We start from the raw sequence: 13,821 nt of genomic DNA on the forward strand, positions 1-13,821 counted from the left end.
TTTCGGATGATGTTTTCTCGTGCCCGTACGCCGCTGTTTATCGTACCAAAAACCGTGCTGCTGCTTGCACTGCTCTCAGGTTTTGTTTTTTTAGGGGGATGCGGAAGCTCCGGTGGCGGAAACCTTTCACAAAGCCCTGAACGAAGCGGCGTTGTGCATGGTCCGGGACAATATCCCGGATGGTTTCTGAATCCGCCTGAATCGCAGGGGGCACTTGCCGCCGGTCTCAGCCGGCACAGTCAGATTTACCCTGAGAATTCACTTGAAGCGGCAGCCCGGGACGGGGAAGCCGCCCTGCGGGCTCAGCGCGGACTTCGGGTTTCCTACAACAGCTTTTGGGAAGTGCTGCCCGGCCAAACCGGTCGGGAAACCGGCCGGGAGTTTTTTACAGACACCCTTGGCGTGCAACCCACCGATGTACAGCTCCTCGGTGAAGCCGTTATCGGAAACCTTCACCTCGGTCTTTTCGGAAGCACCGTAATGAATGCTGATCACAGACTGCGTACGCCGGGGCGCAGGCCCGACTGGGTACTGCAAACCCCAACGTCTGAAACCTACGACTTCGGCGTTGGCAGCCATCCGGCTTTTATCAATGAGCACACGGCCTGGAAACGGGCCGAAATTCAGGCGCTTAAAAACCTTGCAGCCGGGCTTGAAGTACGGGTGCAGCTGCTCGACCGACGGCTAAATGCGCTTCAGGGAGGCGCCCGCTTTTTGCAATCCGACATTTACGCAGACTGGTTCGAAGTCGCGGCCCGATGGCGGGATGACCGCAACGTGTACGTTTTGGTCCGCGCCCGTGCGGTTTCAGTGCTTGAATGAGGAGGTTAAACCCGTAACCTTCACAGCGAAACAGGCTATTTGCTGTGACTCAGCGCTTACATTTATTGTCGCCAAACCGCATTTAAACAGTAGCTTGCCTAAAACATTTTATTCGTTAGTGAATCATACGGGTTAAAAAATTCTTGCAATACTTACACCGGCATAAAAGCCCGGACGGTCAAGCCGCCAGTTTGCGTCAATGCGGGCGAGACTGAAAATCCCGTTTAGGGAAATGCCTGCTTCATGGCGGAAGGCGTTGTCGTAAAAGGGCTGAAACCCAAGGGTCTCGAGACGGTCATCGCTGATCCAGGTACGTCCTGAGCCACCGTGAATCAGTAAGCCAAGTCCCTGCCGGGCCAGCCACCGGGCACCGATGAGCTCGAAAGGGGCGCTGCGGAAATTGTGCTCCCAAAAAAGCGCCGCCCCGTGCTCCCCTTCGAGTATTCTGTTTGAAGTCGTCCGGAAGCCGCCATAAGGTGCAAAAACAGACAGACGACTGTCAAGCCCGCCAAACGCCTGTACCGGAAGATCACCCGTGTGCGTGAACGCTTTGAGACGCAAATCGAGGGTATTCGTAAAAAAGCGACGGCGAAGAAAGGTTTCGATTCTCAGATCAAGCTGTGCCTCGTATCGGGTAAACCCGAAATCACCACCCATCCAGTCGTCATTTGCGTGCTTTAAACCGAGTGTGAGCGCACTTCCGCCGGCAACGCCAAAAGAGGCCGGGGCTGCCCCTAACCGCACCCGTGCTTCAATACCCCGCATTTCGCCATCTTCAATAGGAACATTAGGCCGCTGAACGACTCCCCCTCTGAATGAATAGCTTGTTGTCTGCTCCAGCGACTGTTGTGATTCCTGAAAAAAACCTATCTCTGCCCTCAAGGGCTGCCCGGCAATGCGCTGTCCCGGAATCCAGATACCGGTCAGGCTGAACCGCTCACTACGGTAATAATCAAAATAATCTGCATTTCCGATGAGGGTATTGAGGCTGGCAAAGGTGAAATTGTATTGCCCGGGATTAATTCGCGCACGTGTGTCCGCGTCATAGGTTAAGCGCAACCCCAGGCGGCGTTCAAGCTGCGGTACCCTGTAAAGCACCGATCCGCCCCAGGACCAGGTTTCAGTACCGGTACCGTATCCCAGGAGCGCCTCAATACGAAGCCCGGGCGTGATATCGAAACGCGGGTTCAGACCCGCATAAAAGGTTTCAGCACGGTTGAAGCGAAGCTGCGGCCGGTAACTTACCGATCTGCGGAACTCCCGCTGCGTCGGCGGACCGGTTTGCACAGCGCCCTCTCCTGCGATCCGGGCGAGAAAGCCGCTTGGCTGAAACGCGTCAGAGATGGTTTGGGTAGAGTCGATGGTTTCATAGGCAAGCCGCTCTGCTTCTGAAAGGGGGATGGCTTCAGGCTCGTGCTCAAAGCTGCGGTTGAGGCGGGCACGTTCCGGTTCACTGAGGCGGGTTAGGCTGCGCTGCGTACCAAATACCGAATCGGGGACGGCAATATTGACTTCATACTCACGGATAGAAGACACCAAATCGAAACGTATTTCCGGAAAACGAAAGCCGGGAAAGCCCACCTCCACAACACCATTTATGCGCACGTCAACCGGCAGCCAGAAAGGGCCGCCGTAGTTGCTGAACTGCTGCTGATAGCGCAGGTTAAATTCCTGAATAGGGGGCGGGAAAAAGATCATCTCGCCCGGCACAAGGTTCACTTCGAGCAAAGCATATTCATCAGCAAGTACCGAAACTGTGCCTTCGAATACCGGTTGCAGCCGGGTTTTGGGTATCACGCGGATATCCCACACCATCTGATTGCCGATATAGCGGCGGCCTTCAACCCGGAAATCGTAGTAACGAAAAGCATTCGGGTGGGTCACCCCAATTACCTGAAAGCCGGCAATTTCGATTTCATCATCATAGAAATTGGGCAAATTGCGCGTACCGGCAAAATTCTGATCAGCGAGGAGGTTGCTTGTCTGCCGCTGATCAATCATAAACTCCCGAAAGCCCCTGCCCCGCTTCCACCATGTTTGGGTAAGGCTCTCGCTGATACTTACAATGCCTTCGTTATTGCTGAGCCGTGTGCGGGTATAGGCGTCAGCACGCCAATTCTCCAGCTCGTTCTGCCAAAGCTGCTTGCGCAAAATCACCCGCTCCATGATGTGATTGGCGGGATCTTCACCTGTAAAAACGAGCGCTTCCAACTCGATGGATGAAGGCTGTAGTGCCACAAGCTGATCCCGGGTTTCAGCGGTAAATGTGAGGGATTCCGTTTCATACCCAATGAAGCGGAAGGTAAGCGTGGCCGGAAATTTAGGTACGGGAAAATCAAAGAAGCCTTCATTATTGGTGATGGCTCCGCGAAAGGTACCTTCCACCTGAATGTTTACAGCGGGAAGGCCTTCACCGGTCTCCGCGTCTGTTACCAATCCTGTTACCCGTAAGGTATCCTGCTGTTCCGTAAGCACAGCTGTGCCGCTGAATATTACCGCTTTGGCCCGCTCTATTCCTATGAGCACGAATACCAAAGCAAGAATTAAAAGCCCTCTTTTAAGTGCTTTTTTCGGGCCCTCATTACCTGAACCGCCTTCACGGGAAGAACCGTGGTACATGTGATATTGCAAATTATACTCGCTGACAGGCTGTATCATAGGTTTTTTGGAAAGAAAGGGGATTTTATGGGGTTGGGTAACAGGCAAAGGAAAGCACAACTAACCGGGGCTTAATTGCGGCAGATTACGTAAATTGAGATGATGTGTTCGCTTTCGTTTCCTGCATAGGAACATATCAATATGACCCTGTAGTTCAACCGGATAGAACGATAGCCTCCTAAGCTTTAGATCTGGGTTCGAGTCCCGGCGGGGTCACACCTTCGAGCGAATGCCGTGCCAAAGCTTATTCTTTTGGCAGTCTTAATTTTGAGGTAAAGCGGCTTTGTGCGCTTATTGATGAGCTCTAAGTGCACATTTGATGGCTTATGCTTCCTTTGGGGTACTTAGTACGGAAAAGCTCGGGCTTTCCCTTGTTACCAAAATTGTTACCGGCTTACCCTTCCTTTTGTGCGAAAAACCCGCTCATTGAACGCGGATTGAGCGGATGTTGACAGATTTTTTGGAGACGCGTTTAACCCGCATTATTCACAAAGGGTGTCGCGGAGGTGCCGGGTTTTAAAAATACATGCAATCCGCAGCCGGGGTCACTATATTCTGAAACCCAAAAGCCAACCACCTCCCAAAGAACCTTCCGCCGTGTACACCCTGATTGCAACCATTGGCACTTCTCCCGCTGTACTGACCGAGGCGGTTTATGCGCTTCATGAACAGGGGCTTTGGCCGGTTGAGGAAGTCATCATCATCACAACCAAAACCGGCGCGGCGAAAACGCGAGAGCTGCTGTTTGGGGAAGGCAGCGATACCGAATCCCAATGGAGCCGGCTGTGCCGTGCCCTGGGAATTGGGGTGCATGATATCCGCGTGCCCGGCATGCGTGAGCTGCGGGGCATACCTGCCGGGGAGGGCGGCAGTGAGCTCGAAGATGTGCGCAACACCGCCGACGACGCCCGGATGGCTGCGTTCATTCAAAACACCGTACGAAAAATTACGGCGGATCCCGATCGTGCCCTCATCGCCCTGCTCTCCGGCGGGCGCAAAACCATGAGCTCGCACCTTATGGCCGCGATGCAGCTTTTTGGCCGGCGTCAGGACCGCCTCATCCACATCCTCGTGCCCCCGGAGGCCGAAACCAACCGGGAGTTCTTCTTCCCGAGCGAAGCGGTCCTCAACCCCGCAACCGGTCTGCCCCTGAGCAAAGACCGGATTTCGATTGACCTGATTGACATCCCCTACCTCCGGCTGCGTCCGTGGCTCGAGGGCGAGATGGATTACACGCAAAACTTTGCGCAACTGCTCGAAGCTGCCGACCAAAAACTCCGGGCGCAGGAAGCCCATCCCGTCCGCAGTTTCGTGATTGATATCGGAAACAAGACCGAACCCCTGCGCATCAACGGGATTTCGACGCCCGCGACGCTGCCGCCGCGACAGCTTGCACTGCTGTGTCTGTTCATCTGGCGCAACATCCGCAGCGGTGCCGTGACCGGAACATCGCTTCGGGAAATAGTAGAGGATGAAAGCCTGTTCGAAGCCCTCCATATTTTTTACCGCACAGCCAAACACGGCAGCTCTGATCAGACCGATGAAGAAGCCCGGACCATCAACCTCGCAGAAGCCCGCGATCAGGACGACTGGGCGCACGATCTTTACTGGTATGACGAAAAGCAGCGGAAGCTCGAAAAAAGGTCTTTCCCAAAGGAAAGGTCTGAGTTATGGAAGAAACTCCGTCAGGTGCAGCAGGCGCACCCGGACCTGAACACCTGGCCGGAAAATCATTTCTTCCAGGATACCGACCCTCCGCGGAAAGCAGCCGTTGATCGCCGCTATCTGATCAGCATTCCGCCGCAAGCTTGCCGCATCACCGGCCTGCACCCGGACGATGCCCGTGAGTTGGGTTTGGATTGACAGAGGACAGAGGACGGCAGACCGCAGACGGCGGACCGCGGAAGGCTGACAGCATAGGACAGAGGATGGGGGACGGAAGTCGGAGGTTGGAAGACAGAAGACGGAAAACCGCAGACCGCAGACCGCGGACAGCTGACCGCGGACCGCGGAGGACGGAGGACGGAGATCAGAAGACCGAAGACCGAAGACTGAGGACCGATGGCCGAAGACAATCCTCAAATCTTTGAATCTTCGAATCTTCGAATCCTTGAATCCTTCGCGCTCTTCGCGTAACCCTTCGCGCCCTTCGCGTTAAATCCCACGGGGTTAAGGGTGCACATTCAATGTGCACCTACGCAGAGGTGGATAAAGATTTCGGTTTCGGAAAAAACCTTGGTTCGGTTTCCGAAATCCGTGCCACCCATGCGTATGGACGCAAAGCTTGCGTCCCCCCACCCCGAATCCCTTCACGTCAAAACCCCGCAGTCCGCCGTCTGCGGTCTGCGGTCAATTCCTCAAATCCTCAAATCCCAAATCCCCCCGTAACGTCCGGTAACGTTCCGGTTTCGGGATAGGAGCCGTGACGCCCTTACTTTTGGGATGAAGCAACCATGATAGGATAAGATTACGGCAGCGGTTCTGGTCCAAGGCTGCTGCCATTCCGGCCGGAAACCTACAGACGGCCATCATCGCAGACGGCTATCCCTGTTTGTCTTTTACTTTTTTCTCTCCATCCCCAATCACGTGAAAGGAAGTACGCTATGACCGATACCGATACCCTTCTCACTCCTACGTGCCTCACAGCAGCCGGAATCCCAACGGCAACTGCTGCAGTGCCGGATGTTTCGCATCCCGCCGGAACCAGCCCTGACCTGCCGCTGCGCATTGTACTCAGCGATCATGCCCGTACGCGGATGGCACAGCGCGGCATTAGTCCCCTCGCCGTGAAGCTCGCCATCACCCGCGGCGTGTGCATCCGCAAGCAGGGCCTCGTATTCCGGGTGCTGCGCGGCAAGGACATCCCCCCAAGCATCAGCCCGCACACACGGGGCCGAATCAAAAACACCGTCGTTGTTACCAAAACCGACACGGATACCGGCACCTGCCTCGTACTCACGACCTACCGTAACGACAAGGCCCTCAAACACATCCGCCTGAAGCCTGACGGCCTGCTGTGACGGGGCGTTGACCGCAGACGGCAGACCGCAGACCGCGGACGGCGGAGGTCAGAGGTCAGAAGACGGCGGAGGACGGAAGACGGAAGACGGAGGGCGGAGGACGGAAGACGGAAGACGGAAGACGGAAGTCTGCAGACCGCGATCGCGGGAATCGGCTTCCGAAACCTGTGCCACCCTCGCGTAAGGACGCAAAGCTTGCGTCCCCCTTAGCCGCCCCCCCCGGAATCCCTTCACGTCAAAACTCCGCGGTCTGCCGTCTGCGGTCTGCGGTCAAATCCTCAAATCCGCCAAAAGCCAACCGCCTCAAACCACAAACCACAAACCACAAAACCTCCCCATGCTCCGACCCCATTACATTCCGCCTTCGCTTTTTGTAGAGGGTCTTTTTTGCAGCCGGCGGCTTTGGCTGAAGGCGCACCATGTTGAGATTTTTGATGAGGTGCAGACCCTTGCGATGGCCCGCACGCTGAAGCAGCACATTACCGGCATCCGGATGGATGATACCGGCTGGATTTACGAGGCCAGGCTGCCTTCCGGTACCCGGCTTGATGCCTGGGTGCCCGAAGAGAAGCTTGCCATTGAATTCAAAAGCGGGTCACCGCACCCGACGCATGTATATCAGGCCTGGGCCATCAGGCAGGAATTGGAACAGCTTGGTGTACAGGATGCCGAGGTGCACCTTTGGTACGCCGGCGCTTTTGAAAAAGAAGCTGAAACCCTGGCCCAGGCCTACAAACTCGATCATGACTGGATTACGGATGACCTGTACGCGGTTTGTGCCGATACCGAGGATCCCGATTTCGGGCTTCGCATGGAGCGCGGCGCAGCCATTCTGCTGGCCGAAACAACACAGGAAGCCATCCCCGAAACCAAAGCATCCGCATCCCCGACCTGCGCAAGCTGCGCCTACTTCCCCTTTTGCCATTCGTGAGGGGGGGGACCGCTGACGGCGGACCGCGGACCGCGGACCGCGGACAGAGGACGGAGGACCGTTGCCACCTTCGCGTAAGGACGCAAAGCTTGCGTCCCCCGCCCCATATTCACCCCGAATCCCTTCACGTCAAAACCCCGCGGTCCGCCGTCCGCGGTCTGCCGTCAATTCTTCAAATCCCCAAATCCGCCAAAACCCCGAACCACAAACCACAAACCTCAAACCTCAAACCTCAAACCTCAAACCTCAAACCTAAATCCTAAATCCTCCCCATGAAATCATCCTTCTATCTTTTTCAGCCCGTTACGCTGAAGCGTCAGGATAACAGCCTGGCCATCCTTCCGTTTGGAAATCCGGACCGGGAGCCTTTCCCCGGTGAGAAAATCGGTCGGGAACTGCAGGACGAGTTTCCCCTGGCCGAGGAAGATGCCTGGTGGCAGGGCGCGCCCCGCTATGTGGCGGTGGAGCGCATCGACAGCATTCATGCGTACAGCTCGGTGCGCATCAATACCGGGCTGCTGAATTTTCTGGCTGAGAAGCACATCCCCCTGCACACCTACAATTATTTTGGCGGCTATACCGGCACCTACTGGCCGAAAGAACCCATCCCGAACGGACGCATTCAGCAGGCGCAGTTTCTGCATTATGCCGATACGGAAAAGCGCCTCACCCTGGCCAGTGAAATCCTGCGGGGTGCTTTTCACAACATGCACAGCGCCGTGAAACGGGAAAACCGGCGCTCTGGTCAGTTCACGGATTTGCTGGAGGAATGGCATCTTTCGGCGGCCCGGCTGGAAGAGGCACAAAGCGTGAACATGCTGCTGGGTGTGGAAGGTAATATCCGCAAGACCTACTACGAATTCCTGGACCGGCGACTGACGCCCGACTTTCAGATGGAAGGCCGCGTGTACCGTCCGCCGAACAATCCGGTGAATGCGCTGGTATCGTACCTCAACAGCATGCTGTACGCATCCATCATCAGTGAGCTGTACCGTACGCAGCTCAACCCGCTGGTGGGCTGGCTGCACGAACCCGGCCGGCAACGGTTCCCGCTTGCGTGGGATTTGGCAGAGATCTTTCGTCCGCATCTCGTGGAAGGCCTCATCATGAGCATGATCAACAAGAAACAGCTTGATGCCACGCATTTTGAGGCATCCCTTAGCGGCTGTATGCTCACCCCGGAAGGGCGGATGAAAGTCATTCGTGCCTTCGAGCACCGCATGCAGACAACGATCAAGCACCGCGACCTGGGCCGCTCGGTAAGCTACCGCTACCTGCTGCGCCTCGAAGGCTACAAACTCGTAAAACACCTGCTCGGAGATAAACCCTATGTTTCATTTAGGATATGGTGGTGAAGATATGCATGTAATTGTTGTGTACGATGTGCATCAGAAACGATGTGCCAAAGTGATGAAATACCTGCGTCAGTGGCTCGAACACCGGCAACGATCCGTCTTTGCAGGGTTCCTTACCGACAGTCAGGTTAAAATCATGTACGACGGACTGCTCGATCTCATCAATGTGCAGTACGACAGCGTGATTGTATTCCAGAGCAACCGTGCCAATCAGGTGAGCGAATGGAGCACAAGCGCGGCAGTGATGATGCGCCGGGAAGGCGTAACGGCACACCTGCAGCTTAGTCCCGGCCTCTCACCCGCCGAATACGCCCGTAACCGCAGGCGTCGCTTTCACGGCGACAAAGCCGCAGGCAAGAACAGCGGCACCGGCAGCGGCACCGTCACCGCAGAAGGAGAACCGCCCCGGAAAAAGCCGAAGCTCCGCTTTAGCAAGCTTAGGAAGTGAGGACACGGTTGTTTGACCGCAGACCGCAGACGGCGGACAGCGGGGGACAGAGGACCGAAGACAGAGGACCGATGACCGATGACCGATGAGTATCCTCAAATCTTCGAATCTTCCAATCTTTGAATCTTCAAATCCCTTCGCGCGCTTCGCGTAACCCTTCGCGCCCTTCGCGTTAAACTCCTCCGGGTTAAGGGTGCACATGCCACCCCGAATCCCTTCACGTCAAAACTCCGCGGTCTGCGGTCCGCGGTCCGCCGTCAAATCATCAAATCCCATGACTCACACCATCAACTGCCTCGCGCCGCCGCCTATGCCGGCGCAGCCACTTACAGCGCATCAGCAGAAGGCCTTTGAGGGTATCCTCGGCTTTCTGGATGATCCGGGGCTGCATGCGTTTTTGCTGCTCGGGTATGCCGGTACCGGAAAGACCTTTTTGCTGCGGCATGTGCTGGAGGTCTGTGAGGAGGCCGGGCTGAAGACGGTGCTGCTTGCACCTACGGGCCGCGCGGCACGGATTCTGGAGCAGGCTACGCAGCGGGAGGCTTCCACCATACACCGGGCGCTGTATGAGCAGACCCGCGAGTACTGTACCGATGAGGGCTACCGGGCGGAGTTCAGCCTGCGGGAAAATGAGGACCCTGACACGACCCTCTACCTCATTGATGAAGCTTCCATGCTCAGCGATATGGAGGCCGACAGTGAGGAGCTGTGTTTTGGCAGCGGCAGGCTGCTGCTTGACCTCATCACCTACGTCTCGCCCTACCGCAGCAGCCGTAAACTGCTGTTCATCGGGGATCCCGCACAGCTTCCGCCCGTGCATCAGGCGGGGAGTCCGGCCCTGGCGCGGAGCTACCTGCACCACAGCTATGGCCTGCAGTGCGCGCAGGCAACCCTCACGCAGGTGCACCGGCAGCAGCGCGACAGCCGGCTGCTGGAAACCGCGACCCGCCTGCGCAGCGAGCTCCACAAGGCCGGGCACCGCAGCTTTCACATCGTCGGGAACGGGCACGATATATTTGAGCGCACGCCTGCAAGCCTGATTTCCGCCTATGCCCGGCACCTGAAGCGCTATACCGTGCCCCGCATTATCTGGATTACGCACAGCAACAAAGCGGCACACGAAACCAACCGTGCGGTTCGGCAGGCCCTCGGCTACCGCTCCGCCCGCCTGCAGCAGGGCGAGCTGCTGATGGCCGCGCGCAACCATTACAGCCCCGAGGCCTTCTTCATGAACGGCGATCAGATGCGGGTTGTGCACCTCGCGCCCGAATCTGAAACCGAAACAGTGGAAGTACAGCTCAACTACCGCGATCAGAAAGGGGTGCGGGTGCAGTTGCGGTACCGACAGGCACAGGTGCGGCTGTTGCACGAAGCGCCGGATGCCGGGCCGGTGCGCATCCTCCTGCTGGAAAACAGCCTCACCGATTTCCGCACGGGTCTGCTCAGCGCCGCCGCCTGGGTTGAGAGCATGAAACGCTGGCAGGCCGATCCGCAGGGGCTCGAGCTCGAAGCCTTCCGCCGGCAGGATGCCCGCGCCAACGCCCTGCTCGTGCGTTTCGGCTACGCCATCACCTGCCACAAAGCACAGGGCGGCGCCTGGGAAACGGTCATCCTCAACCCCGAACACCCCGTGCCCCTGCACAAAGATGCCTTCATCCGCTGGGCCTACACCGCCCTCACCCGCAGCCGGAGCAAGCTCTGCCTTAGCGCCCCGGTGCGCTGCCGCAGCCTCAGCAACATCCGGCTGATGCCCATTCAGCCCTGCGAAGCCTTCCCGGAAACAGTGGCCACACCTCCTGCGGAGGCACACACGCCCGCCCTGCCGCTCACCGTGCGCCCGGCGGATTTCCACAAGGCAGCCTGTTACGACCTCATCAGCGGGGTTTGTGAGCGCAGCGGGGTGACGCTTATGGGGGTTACGGAGGAGGAACGGGGGATGTGCTTCCGGCTCGGAACCGGCATTGCAGGCAGCCGCATTGATGCGTATTTCGACCACGATGGCATCTGCGCAGAGCTCGTACCCCGCAGCCCCGCCGGCTACAAAGATGACCGCCTGCTGCGCCTGTACGCCTGCCTCGCCCGGCAGATTTAGGGTTTTTAGACATGGCTTTTGTGGTTTTTGGTTTGTGGTTTTGTGGTTTTGTGGTTTGAGGTTTGCTGATGCCTAAATATGGTTTACGGTTTTCTGTTGAGAGGAAGCTATTTAGGTTGATGGTTTTAAAACCGTGCACATGCGATGTGCACCTACGCGAAAAGGGTTCGAAGATTTGGTTTCGGCGAAACGCTTGTTTTGGTTTCCGAAACCCGTAGCACGTCACGTAAGGACGCAATGCTTGCCCCCCAAAAGCCAACCGCCAACCGCCAACCGTCCAAATCCCGAATCCACAAATTTATTCCTTTTCCTAACACCTACCCGAAACCCTGTTTAAATGCTGCAAAGAAGGGGGGATCTGTCAGCCGGCAGTGTTTTGCGGCTGTTCGGGTGAAATCCTGTAAACGCCCCCTCGCCTGATGAAGGAGATGTGTCTGATTTTGTTAAGGATAGGATGATCTGTCAGCCGTTGTTTGGGATGGCTGCCTGTAAGCTTTGGAAATGCAGGCACTTGGTCTTGTTTTTGAGGATGAAGGGGAAGCGGCACCGGTGTCTGACAGATTTTACCCCCCGAGCGACCGGCCTTCATGCTTTGAATGCGGGCCGTAATGCGCTATATTGATATTGCGGAAGCACCCCTCTCAATCGTACCTATGTGGCATTGTGACCAGTCTATATCAAATACAGGAAAACAAGTGCGTGCTACTCTCAATCGTACCTATGTGGCATTGTGACCTGAAGCTTGCCCTCACTCTGATCGAAGCTGACAATCCTCTCAATCGTACCTATGTGGCATTGTGACCCCTCCAGGTAAACCGTTCGTCGGTATAGTTGTCCTCTCTCAATCGTACCTATGTGGCATTGTGACGATCTCTGAGCGTTTCCACGGCGACCGCCATCAGGCCTCTCTCAATCGTACCTATGTGGCATTGTGACCGACCGCCATCAGGCGGTCAATGTCATACGAGCTCAACTCTCAATCGTACCTATGTGGCATTGTGACCCGCGGCGCGAAGCTTCTTAGTTCCAGCTTAGGCGCCTCTCAATCGTACCTATGTGGCATTGTGACCGCTTGTATCTCTCTGCTTATCTCTGTAAGCATAGTACTCTCAATCGTACCTATGTGGCATTGTGACTCTTAAGTCAGCATGAATTTCTCTCTCATTCTCAACCTCTCAATCGTACCTATGTGGCATTGTGACTTTCTCAGCTGATTTGGTCGTGATGTCTTTGGCTACACTCTCAATCGTACCTATGTGGCATTGTGACGTTACAAATTACGACTTACATAGTCGTAGTTGCTTACTCTCAATCGTACCTATGTGGCATTGTGACTCAGGGCAGCCGTAGCTTTGAACAAGCGTTTGAATGCTCTCAATCGTACCTATGTGGCATTGTGACTGCTTCGGGTGGATACATGACATGGCTATCGTCAACCACTCTCAATCGTACCTATGTGGCATTGTGACTGGATTTCACCCCATATAACATAGGGTATGCCTGCCCTCTCAATCGTACCTATGTGGCATTGTGACTTTGAGCTTTTTTCATGTGTATAGTACCTTATGTTAACTCTCAATCGTACCTATGTGGCATTGTGACCGCTTCTAATCGGTCTCTTAACTCTGCAACCTTATACTCTCAATCGTACCTATGTGGCATTGTGACATTTGTTTTTTAACGGTGTTGATTGAGTCTTTTAGTCTCTCAATCGTACCTATGTGGCATTGTGACACTTTTTCATAGTATAGTACTTTGAATGTTAGTAATCTCTCAATCGTACCTATGTGGCATTGTGACTTGGGTTAATTTCGCCCCTAACAAACTGAATACTTTCTCTCAATCGTACCTATGTGGCATTGTGACTTGAAAAGAATAAACTTCTTTTATTCTATCGGTTGTCTCTCAATCGTACCTATGTGGCATTGTGACTCCCTTGCTGTTGTACCACTCAGTAAGTAAAAGAACTACTCTCAATCGTACCTATGTGGCATTGTGACATTCCGGTTGTTGGTTCTGGTTTTGGTTTGGGTGAACTCTCAATCGTACCTATGTGGCATTGTGACGTTCATTGTCTTATCCTGTTTTGTTGTGAGTCAGGCCTCTCAATCGTACCTATGTGGCATTGTGACCCGCCTGCTTCTATTTCGGATTTTGCGCATTCGTGTGCTCTCAATCGTACCTATGTGGCATTGTGACGTCTCAACCCACTTCCAATAGGTTTCCCACGGGCTGCTCTCAATCGTACCTATGTGGCATTGTGACTCAGATATGACACTATACTTTGTGGGATTCACAAAACTCTCAATCGTACCTATGTGGCATTGTGACATTGTTTCTTCGTGTACTTCTTCATCTATTATTCCTCTCTCAATCGTACCTATGTGGCATTGTGACGAATAATGAGAGCGTTTTCAAAGTGATTTCTGTCATCTCTCAATCGTACCTATGTGGCATTGTGACAGACTACAAAAGCTTTCATCCTACCGCTCCTT

Annotated in this window: 8 protein-coding genes, 1 tRNA gene and 1 CRISPR repeat array (1 of these 10 running past the window's edge); of the genes, 8 read left to right on the forward strand and 1 reads right to left on the reverse strand. The window is 55.1% G+C overall.

Annotated elements, in window-relative coordinates; translation table 11 throughout:
* Positions 1–6: 6 nt before the first annotated feature.
* On the forward strand, positions 7–822 hold the full coding sequence (locus CYPRO_RS15705; protein WP_114985513.1) for a hypothetical protein: 816 nt from the start codon (positions 7–9) through the stop codon (positions 820–822).
* A gap of 132 nt (positions 823–954) precedes the next feature.
* Here CYPRO_RS15705 and CYPRO_RS15710 read toward each other — a convergent pair whose 3' ends face one another.
* On the reverse strand, positions 955–3,480 hold the full coding sequence (locus tag CYPRO_RS15710; protein ID WP_114985514.1) for a DUF5686 and carboxypeptidase-like regulatory domain-containing protein: 2,526 nt from the start codon (positions 3,478–3,480) through the stop codon (positions 955–957).
* A 143-nt stretch (positions 3,481–3,623) separates the two neighbouring features.
* Here CYPRO_RS15710 and CYPRO_RS15715 point away from each other — a divergent pair.
* From CYPRO_RS15715 to CYPRO_RS15750, 7 genes are all read left to right on the forward strand, one after another.
* Positions 3,624–3,696 (forward strand) — tRNA-Arg (locus tag CYPRO_RS15715).
* Positions 3,697–4,077: 381 nt separating this feature from the next.
* On the forward strand, positions 4,078–5,343 hold the full coding sequence (gene csm6, locus CYPRO_RS15720; RefSeq protein WP_164682860.1) for a CRISPR-associated ring nuclease Csm6: 1,266 nt from the start codon (positions 4,078–4,080) through the stop codon (positions 5,341–5,343).
* 740 nt (positions 5,344–6,083) lie between these two features.
* Positions 6,084–6,500 (forward strand): DUF4258 domain-containing protein, encoded by a 417-nt coding sequence (locus tag CYPRO_RS15730; protein WP_114985517.1) that lies wholly within the window; start codon positions 6,084–6,086, stop codon positions 6,498–6,500.
* A 337-nt stretch (positions 6,501–6,837) separates the two neighbouring features.
* Positions 6,838–7,431 carry a PD-(D/E)XK nuclease family protein gene (locus CYPRO_RS15735; RefSeq protein WP_114985518.1) on the forward strand — a complete coding sequence of 198 codons (594 nt, stop codon included), beginning with the start codon at positions 6,838–6,840 and terminating at the stop codon, positions 7,429–7,431.
* A gap of 272 nt (positions 7,432–7,703) precedes the next feature.
* Positions 7,704–8,786 (forward strand): type I-B CRISPR-associated endonuclease Cas1b, encoded by a 1,083-nt coding sequence (cas1b, locus tag CYPRO_RS15740; RefSeq protein ID WP_114985519.1) that lies wholly within the window; start codon positions 7,704–7,706, stop codon positions 8,784–8,786.
* Entirely contained in the window at positions 8,761–9,234 is a 474-nt protein-coding gene (cas2, locus tag CYPRO_RS15745; protein ID WP_240644787.1) for a CRISPR-associated endonuclease Cas2, read from the forward strand. The genes cas1b and cas2 overlap by 26 nt, the downstream gene beginning before the upstream one ends.
* A 274-nt stretch (positions 9,235–9,508) precedes the next feature.
* Positions 9,509–11,326 carry an ATP-dependent DNA helicase gene (locus CYPRO_RS15750; protein ID WP_164682861.1) on the forward strand — a complete coding sequence of 606 codons (1,818 nt, stop codon included), beginning with the start codon at positions 9,509–9,511 and terminating at the stop codon, positions 11,324–11,326.
* Between the two features lie 638 nt (positions 11,327–11,964).
* Positions 11,965–13,821: a CRISPR direct-repeat array (repeat unit 30 nt; unit sequence CTCTCAATCGTACCTATGTGGCATTGTGAC) (it continues 432 nt past the right edge of the window).

This window comes from Cyclonatronum proteinivorum (assembly GCF_003353065.1).
GTDB lineage: Bacteria > Bacteroidota > Rhodothermia > Balneolales > Cyclonatronaceae > Cyclonatronum > Cyclonatronum proteinivorum.